The 12417-nt window shown below is 70.3% G+C and carries 14 protein-coding genes and 1 riboswitch; of the genes, 9 read left to right on the top strand and 5 right to left on the bottom strand.

Annotation, left to right across the window (positions count from 1 at the left end; genetic code table 11):
* Positions 1-10: 10 nt before the first annotated feature.
* A complete protein-coding gene (locus IPK24_06295) occupies positions 11-1111 on the bottom strand; it encodes a DNA polymerase IV (GenBank protein MBK8075172.1) in 1101 nt (366 codons plus the stop codon).
* A 36-nt stretch (positions 1112-1147) separates the two neighbouring features.
* Here IPK24_06295 and IPK24_06300 point away from each other — a divergent pair, with 36 nt between their 5' ends.
* Entirely contained in the window at positions 1148-1576 is a 429-nt protein-coding gene (locus tag IPK24_06300; GenBank protein ID MBK8075173.1) for a nitroreductase family deazaflavin-dependent oxidoreductase, read from the top strand.
* Positions 1577-1618: 42 nt separating this feature from the next.
* Here IPK24_06300 and IPK24_06305 read toward each other — a convergent pair whose 3' ends face one another.
* On the bottom strand, positions 1619-2293 hold the full coding sequence (locus tag IPK24_06305; protein MBK8075174.1) for a hypothetical protein: 675 nt from the start codon (positions 2291-2293) through the stop codon (positions 1619-1621).
* Between the two features lie 19 nt (positions 2294-2312).
* Positions 2313-3530, bottom strand: coding sequence for a hypothetical protein (locus IPK24_06310; GenBank protein ID MBK8075175.1), 1218 nt, complete (start codon positions 3528-3530; stop codon positions 2313-2315).
* Between the two features lie 337 nt (positions 3531-3867).
* Between IPK24_06310 and IPK24_06315 the strand changes: the two genes are divergently transcribed.
* Both IPK24_06315 and IPK24_06320 read left to right on the top strand, forming a co-directional pair.
* Complete coding sequence (locus tag IPK24_06315) at positions 3868-4689, top strand: enoyl-CoA hydratase/isomerase family protein (GenBank protein MBK8075176.1); 822 nt, start codon at positions 3868-3870, stop codon at positions 4687-4689.
* Positions 4690-4713: 24 nt separating this feature from the next.
* A complete protein-coding gene (locus IPK24_06320) occupies positions 4714-5259 on the top strand; it encodes an HXXEE domain-containing protein (protein ID MBK8075177.1) in 546 nt (181 codons plus the stop codon).
* Here the strand turns inward: IPK24_06320 and cobO are convergent.
* The gene (gene cobO, locus IPK24_06325) at positions 5253-5822 is read right to left on the bottom strand and encodes a cob(I)yrinic acid a,c-diamide adenosyltransferase (protein MBK8075178.1); all 570 of its coding nucleotides are present in this window, start codon (positions 5820-5822) and stop codon (positions 5253-5255) included. The genes IPK24_06320 and cobO overlap by 7 nt on opposite strands.
* Positions 5807-5937: riboswitch (cobalamin riboswitch) on the bottom strand. It overlaps the preceding gene by 16 nt.
* A 37-nt stretch (positions 5938-5974) precedes the next feature.
* Between cobO and IPK24_06330 the strand changes: the two genes are divergently transcribed.
* From IPK24_06330 to IPK24_06355, 6 genes are all read left to right on the top strand, one after another.
* Positions 5975-6619, top strand: coding sequence for a transcriptional regulator (locus IPK24_06330; GenBank protein MBK8075179.1), 645 nt, complete (start codon positions 5975-5977; stop codon positions 6617-6619).
* Between the two features lie 235 nt (positions 6620-6854).
* Entirely contained in the window at positions 6855-8021 is a 1167-nt protein-coding gene (locus IPK24_06335) for a hypothetical protein (GenBank protein ID MBK8075180.1), read from the top strand.
* 65 nt (positions 8022-8086) lie between these two features.
* Positions 8087-9049, top strand: a complete 963-nt coding sequence (locus IPK24_06340; GenBank protein MBK8075181.1) for an ABC transporter ATP-binding protein — start codon at positions 8087-8089, stop codon at positions 9047-9049.
* Entirely contained in the window at positions 9033-9917 is an 885-nt protein-coding gene (locus IPK24_06345) for an ABC transporter permease (GenBank protein ID MBK8075182.1), read from the top strand. The genes IPK24_06340 and IPK24_06345 overlap by 17 nt, the downstream gene beginning before the upstream one ends.
* Positions 9914-10864, top strand: coding sequence for an ABC transporter ATP-binding protein (locus IPK24_06350; protein ID MBK8075183.1), 951 nt, complete (start codon positions 9914-9916; stop codon positions 10862-10864). The genes IPK24_06345 and IPK24_06350 overlap by 4 nt, the downstream gene beginning before the upstream one ends.
* Positions 10865-10871: 7 nt before the next feature.
* Positions 10872-11603: an ABC transporter permease subunit gene (locus tag IPK24_06355; GenBank protein ID MBK8075184.1), complete on the top strand. Its 732-nt coding sequence runs from the start codon at positions 10872-10874 to the stop codon at positions 11601-11603.
* Between the two features lie 27 nt (positions 11604-11630).
* Here IPK24_06355 and IPK24_06360 read toward each other — a convergent pair whose 3' ends face one another.
* Positions 11631-12383 (bottom strand): hypothetical protein, encoded by a 753-nt coding sequence (locus IPK24_06360; GenBank protein ID MBK8075185.1) that lies wholly within the window; start codon positions 12381-12383, stop codon positions 11631-11633.
* Positions 12384-12417 lie beyond the last annotated feature (34 nt).

Below are 12417 nucleotides of genomic sequence, written 5' to 3' on the forward strand. Positions count from 1 at the left end.
CCGCGCATCCCTACATCCGGCCGCGGATCGGGGTCCGTTCGACGCCCTCGGGCACCTGGTCGTCGGGCGGGGTCATCTCGAGCCGCACCCCCAAAAGCCGAATCGGGCGGTCCCGGTCACGCTTGGCGACCAGCGCCAACGTCTCGGCCAGAATCGTCTCGGGGTCGTTGGTGGCCTCGGGCAGGGTGCGGCTGAACGTCTTGGTGAAGAACGGCTTGTAGCGAATCTTCATCGTGAGCCGGATGGCGGGACGCCCCTCACGGTCGATGTCCGCCAGCACGTCGTTCACCAGGTGGCGGACGGCGTCCTCGATCTCGGCCGGCTCGGTCAAGTCGTGCTGATACGTGGTCTCGCGACTGTGACCGCGGGCGATCCACGGTGAGTCGTCCACCACGGTCGAACCCCGGCCGTGGCCCAGGTCGCGGTACCAGGTGCCCATCCGGGGGCCGAACTCGGTGACCAGGAGGGAGACGTCCGCGTCGGCCAGTTCACGCACGGTGCCGATGCCGAGCCGGCTCAACCGCCCCGACACCTTCGCCCCGACACCCCACAGGTCGCGAGTGGGCCGTTCGCCCATCACCTCGAACCAGTTCGCCGCGGTCAGCCGGAACACCCCGCGGGGCTTGCCGAACCCGGTCGCGATCTTGGCGCGCACCGTACTGTCACCAATCCCGACCGAGCAGTGCAGCCGGGTGGCATCGAGCACCGCCGTCTGCAGTTGCCGGGCGTAGGTTTCGGGATCGTCGGTGGTCACCCCGACGAAGGCCTCGTCCCAGCCGAGCACCTGCACCACGGCGCCGTCCATCGCCCGCAACGTCGCCATCACCTCGGCCGAGGCGGCGTCGTAGGCGGGTCCGTCGACCGGCAGGATGACCGCCTCGGGTGCCTTGCGCGCCGCCAGCCGCAACGGCATACCGGATCCGACGCCGAACGCCCGCGCCTCGTAGGAAGCGGTCGAGACCACGGCCCGCTCGGTGGGGTCGCCCCGCCCACCCACGATCACCGGAAGCCCGGCCAACTCGGGACGCCGCAACACCTCGACCGCCGCGATGAACTGGTCGAGGTCGACGTGCAGCACCCAGGGGTGCTCGGCGCCGTCCCGGTTGGACATGGCACCAGTCTGCGTCCTGGGGCTACGGTGCGCGCCATGGGTATCGCCAGGCAGGGCCAACGCTTCGTCACCGGTGCACACGCGCGGATCTACCGCTGGACCGGTGGCCGGGTCGGGCGCTCGATGGGCAAGGTCGAGGGCGTGCTGCTGACCACGACCGGTCGCAAGAGCGGCGCCCGGCGCACCACGCCGTTGGCCGTCGTCCCGGACGGGGATCGGTTCGTGGTGATCGCCTCCAACGGTGGGGCCGACACGCATCCGGACTGGTATCACAACCTGGTGGCCGACCCGCACGTGCAGATCCAGTACGGCGACACCGTGCGAGCGATGCTGGCCCGGGTGGCCGGCCCGGATGAGCGCCAAGCGCTCTGGGATCGTGCCGTGGCGGTCAACCCGGGGTTCGCCAAGTACCAGCTCAAGACCGACCGCGAGATCCCGGTGGTGATCTGCGAGCCCGGGGCCTGAGATCGTTCCCCCATCACCGGGGGTGATCATCAAGCCCGCGATTCACCGACAGGCCTCGTCGGTCACCTCGACCCACGTGGTGACCTTCCAGGTCGTGTCGATCACCGCGGCCTCGATCCGAAAGCCGGTGGTGGTGTTCAGGTTCTGCACGACAGACCCGGACTCGTCGATCACCTGCACGTCGTAGCTGCCGCACGCCCGCACCAGGGCATCGGCTCCGGCGACCTCGATCGCCGTCAGTCTCACGGCGGCCGTGCCGACCGTCCGCTGGCCCGGGGACACCTGAAGGGCCTCACGCGCCGCTGCCCCGGAGGCGATGGCATCGAGTTCGGCGGCGTTGCCTTCGCGGCCCTCGTGATTCCAGCGCGTGGTCAGCGCGAAGTAGCTGCGGACGACGCGGGCCACGGCGATCGCGTCGGTGCCCCGAGCCGCGCTGGTGTCGACGGACGCCTGCAGCCGATCCTGTGGGGACCCGGCCACGATGCGCCCCGAACCGCCTGCCACCGTGGCCGTGGAGGGTGTGATGGACGTTCGGGCTGTCGCGCGCGTGCTCGACGGACCGGCCGGCGTTCTCGGGGTGGCCGGGCTGTCGACGGGGAGAGGATCGGCGAAGGTCACCGAGTTGCCGGTGCTGCAGCCGGACAGGCCCGACGCGAGCACCGTGACGAACGCCACCGAGCCCCATCGAGCGGCACGGGACGTTGCGGCGGGCCTCATCACACGCATCCTCGGTCGATCAGGGCTTGCGTCCCCAGGGCAACGAGCGGAACACCTTCTCGGACTTGGGGTTCGCCCCGCGGCCGTGAATCGTGAAGCCGTTCTGCCCCTCGTGCGGCACGTTGAAGTAGATCGAGTAGAGCACCGTGCCGGCGGCCTCGGCGGGGATCGGCTCGCCCAGATGCCAGCTGCTCTGGTTGGCGTGCAGGTTCAGCCACGTGTTGAAGGCCGTGATCCACTGCGGATGGTCGGTTCCGCCACCACTCGGTTTGAGCCCGGTCTCGGGGAAACACAGCGGCTTGCCGTGTTTCAAGGCGAACTGACGCCAGGCCTCGGGGCCGAGGGGGTTGCCGAGCGCGTCGACGTCGTCGGCGGCGGTGTTCCAGGCGGCCACGGTCCAGTGGGTGGCCACGTCGTTGTAGTAGTCCGGCGCGATGCAGTCGACCACCGCGTCGCCCGGGTACCACTGCTCGATCGGCATACCGGAATGGTCGCGGAAGTTCGGTGACCACGAGATGAGAACGGTCGGCATCGCCGTCCGCAGGATCTTCACGTAGCGGGCGTGCGCGGCCTTGTAGTCGGTCACGTTGGCCTTGGTGACCTGCCAGTTGCGGTACCAGAACCCGTTCATCTCGTGGAACGGCCGCGCGAAGGTCGGGGCGGTGGCCTTGCCGCGCCGGGCGGCGAGGGTCTTGGCCGCCGAGCGCCACCGGGCGTCGTAGGCGCCCCGCGCGGCGGCCCGGTAGTTCTCGCGGCTGCCCAGCACGGTGCCGGCCACGGCGATGTCGAGGGCGCCCTTCCAGGACTTGTACTCGGTGCTCAACGGGGTCAGCTGGGTCTGCGCGCGGGCATCCTGGTCGGCCCAGGTGCCGGCAATGCTCACCGGTTGGCGAAGCCAGGCCGCGAAGGTGCCGTCGGCGACGCCCAGGCCCGAAGCCCCGGCGTACCAGCCACCGACCATCGGTCCCGAGGGCGTCGGGCTCGGCGTCGGCGTGGCCGCCATCGGGGACGGCGCGGCGCTCACCGATACGGCGGGGGTGGAGGTCGTTTTGCGCGGTTCGCCGGAATCGCCCAGGGTCGTGGCCGCCCAGCCGCCGCCGGCCAGCAGCAGTCCGGTTCCCGCCACCGCGGCGATCACCCCGGTGCGCGGTCCGCGGCGCTGCCGTCGGGGACGCCCGGGTTGCCCGGTCAGCGCAAGTCCGGCAGCGTCGTCCAGGGCGTGTGGTGTCCGGGTCACAGGTCCTCTTCTGGCGGGACGCCCCGGTGAGTGGCTGCCCAGGCGTGAGGCGTGGACGCGACTCCCCCGAGGCGCTGTCGGTACGTGAGGGCGCAGGTCGTGTGGCAACGCTGACGCTTCAGCCTAGCTGCGCCGTCCGGTCGGCAGGGGGCGGTTGCCGAGGCCGCGGGCCGTTCACCCGAGCGGCGGGCTCGGGTGTTGGATCGATGCGTCGGTACGTCGGTGAGGCGCGCGCCATGCCCGGCAGGGCTGTCGAGCGCACCGCGGTGGTCGAGAATCAGTGCCGTCGGGTGGTCTCGCCGTCCGGCACTGATGACGTGCCCGCAAGGAGCCCTGCATGGACGACGCGACCGATGTGCCGATCACCACGCTGCCGACCAGCACGCCGCGCATGATCGCCCGGACCCAGGGTGCCGTCGGCTGGATGATCTTCAACAACCCCGAGCGGCGCAACGCGGTGTCGCTGGACATGTGGCGGGCGATCCCCGAGATCCTGGGCGATCTCGATCGCGACCCGCTGATCAAGGTCATCGTGATGTCCGGTGCCGGGGGGCGGGCCTTCGTCTCGGGGGCCGACATCAGCCAGTTCGAGACCCATCGCCACGACGCCGCCTCGGCGGGTGACTACACCGACGTGCTCGATCGGGCGTGGCAGGCCCTCGACACGTGCGGCACGCCACTGGTGGCGGCGATCGAGGGGTTCTGTTTCGGCGCCGGAGTGGCCATTGCGCTGCGGGCCGACGTGCGGGTGGCGACCGAGGGGTCGCAGTTCAGCATTCCGGCAGCTCGGCTCGGCGTGACGTACCCCCACGACTCGATCGAAGCGTTGGTCAGCTTGGTCGGCCCCGCTCGGGCCAAGTGGATCCTGTTCTCTGCCAAGGCATTCGATGCCGAGGAGTCCTACCGCATGGGGTTGGTCGATCAGGTCGTCGCGCCGGGTGACCTCCAGGCCACCGTCCACGACATCGCTTCCACACTCGCGGCGAACGCCCCGTTGTCGATCCGTCACGCCAAGCTGGCCATCGATCACATCGCCCGCGGGCTGGGCGAGGTGGCTGCGATCGAGGAGTTGGCTGCGCGCTGCCTCGAGAGTGAGGACTACCGCGAGGGACGACGCGCCTTCATGGAGAAGCGACCGCCGCTGTTCACCGGCCGGTGACCGTGTGGTGAGATATATCGGGGGATGATCATGACACCTGCTGTGACCTGGGGGTTGCTCGTCGCCTGGGTGATCCATGATGCGGAGGAGTTCCTGGCCGTGCCGTGGTGGTCGGCTCGACTGCCGAGGCTGCGTGCCCGCCATCCGCGGGTGCCGGGCCGACTGTGGAGCCTGATCGCCCCAGGTCGGATCGAATCGGGCGTGGCCATCGGCATCATCGGGATCGCCATGGCCGTCGCGGCGGCGCGGGGAGCCGCGACAGCAGGGCGCTCGGACTACTTCCAGCTCATGCTGCTCGGTTTCGGATGGCATGCGGTGACGCACCTGGCGATGAGCGCCGTGGCTCGTGGCTACACCCCCGGCGTGGTCACGGCCGTCATCCTGGTGGCGCCGTTCTCCCTCTGGGCCTGGCACAGACTGGGCGAGGCCGGTCTGAGTCACCCGGTGGACCCGGCGGAGATCGGGCTCATCTTCGTGTTGCTGCCCGTGGTGCTCGGGGGTTCTCGATGGATCGGCCGACTCGTCGAGTCGCGGATGGCTGCGCGCGGTGAGCCGACCGCTTCTCAGTAGTCGAAGCCGCGCCGGGCCGGAACCCCGGTGTCGTAGGCGTGTTTGACCTTCGTCATCTCGGTCACGGTGTCGGCGATGTCGATCAGGGCCTGGGGCGCGTCCCGGCCGGTGCAGATCACATACGTGGACGGCGTGCGCTCGGCAATGCAGCGCACCACCTCGTCGGCGTCGATCCAGCCGTAGTTCATCGCATAGGTGATCTCGTCGAGCACCAGCAGGCCCACCTCGCCCGAGCTCAGTGCCGCACGGGAGGCCTCCCATGCCTTGCCGGCGATGGCCGCGGAGCGGTCGAGATCGTCACTCTCCCAGGTGAATCCATCGCCGATGGTCCACCAGGTCATGCCGAGCTGCAGGCCGGCCTGCTCCTCGCCGACCCGCCACCGCCCGGATTTCATGAACTGGATGACGGTGACCGGCCAGCCGCGGCTGATCGCCCGTAGGGCGGTGCCGAAGGCGGCGGTGGACTTGCCCTTGCCGTGCCCGGTGTTGACCAGGACGAGCGACTCGACGCGACGACGCGCAGTGTTCACAACAGGCCCTTCGTCCGAGGACTTCGTGGCCATGGGGCAGGCGACCTGGCTCGTCCATCACCGGGGGTGACGGCCTCACAGTTGCGGGACAGCGCCGGAATGCACCGGACTTCGCTGCGTCCATGGCGCCCCGAGGGTTCGGGGCACTGCCGACGCTAGCACCCGGGGTCCGGCACACTGAGCGAGTGGCCGTTCAGTCCCCTCCCGAGCTGTTGGCGCTGCACGCCGTCCGGATCATGGGTATGAGTGATGTGGCCGGTATCGGCCGCCGCTTCGACCTGGACGCCGACCTGGTCGAGGAGCTGATGCTGGACGACGAGGCGTGCGGCTGGGTGCAGCGGGTGGGCTTTCAGGATCAGGTGGGATGGGGACTGACCATCAGCGGTCGGGTCGAGAACGAGCGGCGGCTGGCGGCCGAGCTCGACGCCTGCGGGCAGCGCGGCGAGATCGAGGCAGCTCACCGGGATTTCGCGGCGCTCAACGCGGCCTTCCTGAAGGCCATGACGAACTGGCAGATCCGGCCCACGTCGTGGGATGCGATGGCCGAGAACGACCACGGCGACTGGCGGTGGGACGAGCGGGTGCTCGACTCCTTGGCGAGCCTGCGGCGGCGAGTGGAGCCGATCGCCGTCCGGCTCGCCGAGGCCCTGGCCCGATTCGACGGCTATGGCGCGCGGTTGGACGACGCCCTGCAGCAGGTCGACCACGGCCGCCGCCAGTACGTCGACGGGGTCGGCATCGACTCGTGCCACGTGGTCTGGTTCGAGTTGCACGAGGACCTGCTCGCGACCCTGGGGATCGATCGCTCCGCCGCCGATCGCCGGGTCTGAATCGTGCCCGTCGACATGACGCGGGCACCGAGAGCTGGTCATGACCTCGTGATGATGTTCCCCTGATCCTCCGCGGCCTACCGTGCGGCGGGTGTGGGAGGAATCGCATCGCGGGGTGGCTGACGGTTCCCGGGCGTGGCGCCTGTGGTCCGGCTGGGCATCGGTCCTGGCCGTGACCAGCGCCGTCCTCGCGACGTCCGGATGTTCGGTCGTCGCACCGGGAACGGTCACCGCGGTGGCCTCCTCGCCCCGCCCCACGGCGACCTCTCACGCCGAGCCCGCTGCATCGTCGGCACTCCCCCCGCCGGGCGATGCAGCGGGTTCCCCCACCCGACCTGCCTCCACCCGTGCCACGCCGAGCCCCATCCGATCCGTCCGCGTCGCCTCCCCCACCCGGACGCCGTCTCGCGCCACGACGTCCGTCGCGGTGCGCCCGGCCGGCACCGGAAGGGTCGCGGTACCCGCCGAGGGGCGCCCGGTCGACACCCGCCACCCGACCCGGGTGGTCGGTACCGGGACGGCGGCGAGCTGCACCTCGGCGGCTGTGGTCAAGGCGGTGGCCGCGGGCGGCATCATCACCTTCGACTGCGGGCCGGCCCCGGTGACCATCCGGATGACCGCGACGGCCAAGGTTCGCAACACCAACGCGCGCACCGTGGTGGACGGCGGCGGCCGGGTCACGCTGTCCGGCGGCGGGGCACATCGGATCCTGTACCAGAACACCTGTGACGGCGCCCAGGGCTGGACCACCACCCACTGCCAGGATCAGCTCACGCCGTCCCTGGTGGTGCAGAACCTCACGCTGGCCGACGGCAACTCCACCGGCCAGACCGCGGAGGGCGGAGGCGGCGGAGCGATCTTCGTGCGTGGCGGCAAGCTGACCGTGATCAACTCTCGATTCACCGGCAACCGGTGCGACACCAGCGGCCCCGATGTCGGGGGTGCGGCGATCCGGGTGTTGCACGAGAGCCGCAGCTACGCCGTTCTCATCGTGGGCAGTTCGTTCACCGGCGGTCGGTGCTCGAACGGAGGTGCCCTGAGCAGCATCGGGACCTCGTGGACCGTGGTGAACAGCATCTTCCGCGGCAACGTGGTCACCGGGCGCGGCGCGAACCCGGCCAGGTCGGGAACCCCCGGCGGGGGTAGTGGTGGTGCGATCTACATGGACGGCAACACCATTCGGCTCGACCTGCGGGGATGCCTGATCGAGGACAACACCGCCCCCGAGGGCGGTGGTGCCGTGTTCTTCGTGAGCAACGACCGCACCGGGACGGCGACGCTGGCGGCCTCGACGCTGCGCCGCAACGTGAGCAAGGGCTTCGAGACCACCGGCCTGCCGGGGATCTTCTTCCTGGGTGCGCGGTCGCCCAGCCTGACGACAGGGACGACGCTCGCCCGCTGACGGGATCTGCCGGGCCGTGCCGTCACGCGAACCTGCACCGTGCACCGTAGGGTGGCGGCGTGCCGTTGATCTCCACGGATGCCCTGACGATGCGGTTCGGCCCGACCACGGCGCTGGACCGGTTGACGGTGTCCGTCGAGCCCGGTGTGGTCGGGCTGGTCGGGGCCAACGGCGCCGGCAAGTCGACGATGATCAAGATTCTGCTCGGTCTGCTGCCGGCCACCGAGGGTCGGGCCCAGGTGCTCGGCCTGGATGTCGCCACCGACAGCGAGGCGATCCGGGCCCGGGTCGGCTACATGCCCGAACACGACTGCCTGCCCGCCGACACCTCGGCGACCGAGTTCGTCGTCCACATGGGGCGCATGTCCGGGCTGCCGATGACCGCAGCCCGCGAACGCACCGCCGACGTGCTGCGTCACGTCGGACTGTACGAGGAGCGGTACCGCGCCATCGGGGGCTACTCGACCGGCATGAAGCAGCGGGTCAAGCTGGCCCAGGCCCTGGTACACGACCCCGCGCTGGTGCTGCTGGACGAGCCGACCAACGGACTCGACCCGGCCGGTCGGGACGACATGCTCGGCCTGATCCGCCGCGTGCATGCCGACTTCGGCATCTCGGTGCTGGTGACCAGCCACCTGCTGGGTGAACTCGAACGCATCTGCGACCACGTCGTGGTGATCGAGGGCGGTCAGCTGCTGCGTTCGTCCTCGACGGCCGATGTGACCGCCGCCAGCGGCGTGCTGCTGGTCGAGGTGGACGAACGGCCCGAGGCGCTGGGCGGTGCGCTGCACCAGGCCGGCGTCGCGGTGCGGCCCGCGGGCCGGATGCTCGAGGTCGCCCTGGCCGGTGAACAGACCTACGACATCATTCGGGACGCCGCGGCGCAGCTGGGGTTGGGCCTGGTGCGCATGGAACGTCGTCGCCACCGCATGGTCGAGGTGTTCGATCAGGTCGATCCCCGTGCCGATCCCCGTGCCGCGGCGGCTCGGAGCACCGGAGAGGAGGCCGGCGGTGTCCGCATCCCCTGAGGCCGGTGTCATCCACGACATCGGCTACCGCCACTATCGCGGGCCGCGGCTCGGTCGCGGTGCCGTCGTCCGGTCGTTGTACCTCGACAGCCTGCGAGGGGCCTTCGGGCTGGGGCGCTCGACCAAGAGCAAGATCGCGCCCATGTTGTTGCTGGCGGTCAGTTGCCTGCCGGCGATCGTGGTCGCGATCGTGGTCAACGTCAGCGGGGACGACGAGCTGCCGTTCCCGATCTCCATCTACCCGACGTTCGTCTACCCCCTGCTGATCCTCTATGCCGGCGGCCAGGCGCCGGCCAGCGTCAGCCGAGATCTGCGGTTTCGGGTGACGACGCTGTACTTCTCGCGGCCGTTGAGTCGCAACGACTACGTGGCGGCCAAGTTCGCCGCCCTCAGCACGGCGCTGGTCATCGTGATGATGCTGCCGCTGCTGCTGTTGACCGGCGGGCTGCTGTTGTCCGACGTGCCCGCCCGGGACGTGCTGGTGGGATTCGCGCAGTCGCTGCTGGTCGTCGTCCTGCTGGCCCCGATGCTCGCCGGTATCGCGCTGGCCATCGCCTCGGTGACGCCTCGGCGCGGCCTCGGGGTGGCGGCGGTGGTCGCCGTCCTGATCATCGCCTGGGCGATGCACGGTGCGGTGCAGGGGATCCTGATGGAGCAGGACCGCAGTGACCTGGCCCCCTGGTCGCAGCTGATCTCGCCGGGGGCGACCGTCGACGGGCTGGTCGCCTGGGCCTTCGACATCGACTCGGGTTCGGGCACGGTGCCCGAAGGGACGGCAGGCCTGGCCTGGATCGCCGCGGTGCTGGTGGTCATCGCCGGCTCGATCGCCTTCCTGGCGTTGCGGTATCGAAAGGTGTCGGTCACGTGAGCACCATCGTCATCGACCGGGTCTCGCGTTGGTACGGCAACGTGGTGGCGGTCAACGACGTCACCATGCAGATCGGCCCCGGCATCACGGGGCTGCTCGGGCCGAACGGTGCCGGCAAGTCGACGCTGATCTCGATGATGGCCGGCTTCCTGCCGCCCTCGTCCGGCACGGTGACCATCGACGGCGAGCCGACCTGGCGCAATCAGGCCATCTACTCCCGGATCGGATTGGTGCCCGAGCGCGAGGGCATGTACGAGGTGGTCTCGGGGTGGGACCTGGTGCTGGCCAACGCGAAACTGCACAAGCTGCGCGACCCCGAACGCGCTGCCCGGCACGCGATCGAGACCGTCGACATGACGGCGGCGCAGGATCGCGGCATCGCGACCTACTCCAAGGGTATGAAGCAGCGCATCAAGGTGGCCACCGCCCTGGTGCACGACCCGGCGGTGCTGCTGCTCGACGAGCCGTTCAACGGTATGGACCCGCGCCAACGGATGCACCTGATGGACCTGTTGCAGCGCATGGCTGCCGGCGGGCGCAGCGTGCTGTTCTCCTCGCACATCCTCGAAGAGGTCGAGCAACTCGCCGGCAGCATCCAGGTGATGGTCGCCGGGCGGCACGCGGCGTCAGGTGACTTCCGCGAGATCCGCCGGTTGATGACCGAGAAGCCCCACCAGTACACGATCCGTTCCAGCGACAACCGCCGGCTGGCCTCGGCGTTGGTGGCCGACGTCTCCACCTCGGCGGTCCAGCTCGTCGGGGCACAGCGACCCGACGGCGTGGCGGGTGATCACTCGGCAGCGCTGCACGTGGAGGCCGTGGACGTCGCCCGGTTCGTCAAGGCGCTGCCCTGGCTGGCGCAGCAGACGGGGGTGCGGTTGCTCGAGGTGTCACCGACCGACGAGTCCCTCGAGAGCGTGTTCGCCTACCTCGTCACCCGGTCGTGAGGCAGCGATGAATCCCACCGTCATGCGGCTCACGGCCCGAACCTTGTTGGGTCACAAGCGGTTCTGGCTGCTGCTCAGTCTGTCGGCGGTGCTCGTGGTGCTGGCGGTCCTGGTGCGCGTGCTCACCGGCACGGACGACGGGCTGGCCTGGACGATCGCCTCGGGTCTGGGTCTGAGCACCCTGGTGCCGCTGATCGCCCTGCTCGCCGGCACCGGCTCGATCGGGCCGGAGATCGATGACGGCGCGATCATCTACCTGCTGTCCAAGCCCATCAGCCGGTTCACCATCGTGGGCTCCAAGCTGGCCGTGGCCGTGGTCAGTGCCCTGGTGCTGGGCGCCGTCCCGGTGGTGGTGGCAGCCGTGGCACTCGCCGAACACCCGGCCCGTCTGGGACCACCGCTCGCGCTGGGGGCCACGGTGGCGGTGCTCTGCTACTGCGCGCTGTTCCTGATGCTCGCCATCCTCACCCGCCACGCGGTGATCGTCGGGCTGCTCTACGCCGTGGTCTGGGAGACCACGATCGCCAACCTGATCCCCGGCGCGCAGGCGCTCTCGGTGCGTCAGTGGTCGCTGGCGCTGGCCCAGTGGGTCCTGGGTACCGGTGAGGCAGAGCGATTGGGCGTGGACGCCGCCGTCGGCACCACGGCGGGCCTGATCGCGCTGGTGGTGCTCACGGTGGCGAGCACGGTGTACGCCGGGATGCGGCTGCGCACCCTGCGACTGCTCGCCTCGGAGTAGTGGTCCCCCTCCTCGTCGGGGCGCTGATCAGTCGAACGGGACGGCGACGTAACGGCCCTCGGCCGTCGAGGCCAGGACGCGCCCTGCCGGCACCTCGTGCGGGGCGTCACCGGCCGGCGCCGACGAGAGCAGCACCAGCTCGCTCGCGTCGGGCTCGCCGGCGGCACCGAGCCGATCGACCCAGAACCCGTGCCCGTCCAACTGGGCGGCCCCGGCGTCGTCCGTGATCGCGTACACGATGGGGGGATCGGCGACCGGGCCGTCGAGCAGTGGCACGGTGAGCAGCTCGCGCAGGACCGTCCGCCAGGAGTCCGGCTGCGGCCCCGGTGACATCGAGGCCGGCACGGTGATGCGGACATAGCGCGGCGCAGTGCCCTGCCCGAGGAGCAGGTGTGGTGTCAGCAGCGGCGAGGTGCAGGTGCCCAACCCGGCCTCGCGGGCGAACGCGCGCTCGGCGGCGTTCTCCCCGACGAAGGTCACCGTGCGCGGCGCGGCGACGAGGTCGGCTGCCTGACCGAAGATGGTCGCGGAATCCTTGCGCCCGAACACGATCAGGTCGGGATCGAGCAGCGCGAGCACCCCGATCAGGTCCAAGGCCGAGCGCACCGACGCCGCCGGGATCGAGCCGCGATGCGACAGGATGCCCAGGCGAACCCCGTCGTCGTGCAGGGCGCGCAACGCCGGCACCACCCCGGGGAAGGCGTCGATCTCGATCCCGTCGCCGGCGATCCGGACGGACCCCAGGGTGTCGCCGATGTCGAAGAAGGCTGCTCGCTGCATGTCGTGGCCTCGCTCTGCCGGTGCCGGACGTGTG

Source organism: Kineosporiaceae bacterium, from assembly GCA_016713225.1.
Taxonomy (GTDB): Bacteria; Actinomycetota; Actinomycetes; order Actinomycetales; family Kineosporiaceae; genus JADJPO01.

Bases quoted from the DNA above. Each gene is read 5' to 3' on its own strand.
- IPK24_06295 (MBK8075172.1), bottom strand. From the start codon at position 1,111: ATGTCCAACCGGGACGGCGCCGAGCACCCCTGGGTGCTGCACGTCGAC.
- IPK24_06300 (MBK8075173.1), top strand. From the start codon at position 1,148: ATGGGTATCGCCAGGCAGGGCCAACGCTTCGTCACCGGTGCACACGCG.
- IPK24_06305 (MBK8075174.1), bottom strand. From the start codon at position 2,293: ATGAGGCCCGCCGCAACGTCCCGTGCCGCTCGATGGGGCTCGGTGGCG.
- IPK24_06315 (MBK8075176.1), top strand. From the start codon at position 3,868: ATGGACGACGCGACCGATGTGCCGATCACCACGCTGCCGACCAGCACG.
- IPK24_06320 (MBK8075177.1), top strand. From the start codon at position 4,714: ATGATCATGACACCTGCTGTGACCTGGGGGTTGCTCGTCGCCTGGGTG.
- cobO (MBK8075178.1), bottom strand. From the start codon at position 5,822: ATGGCCACGAAGTCCTCGGACGAAGGGCCTGTTGTGAACACTGCGCGT.
- IPK24_06355 (MBK8075184.1), top strand. From the start codon at position 10,872: ATGAATCCCACCGTCATGCGGCTCACGGCCCGAACCTTGTTGGGTCAC.
- IPK24_06360 (MBK8075185.1), bottom strand. From the start codon at position 12,383: ATGCAGCGAGCAGCCTTCTTCGACATCGGCGACACCCTGGGGTCCGTC.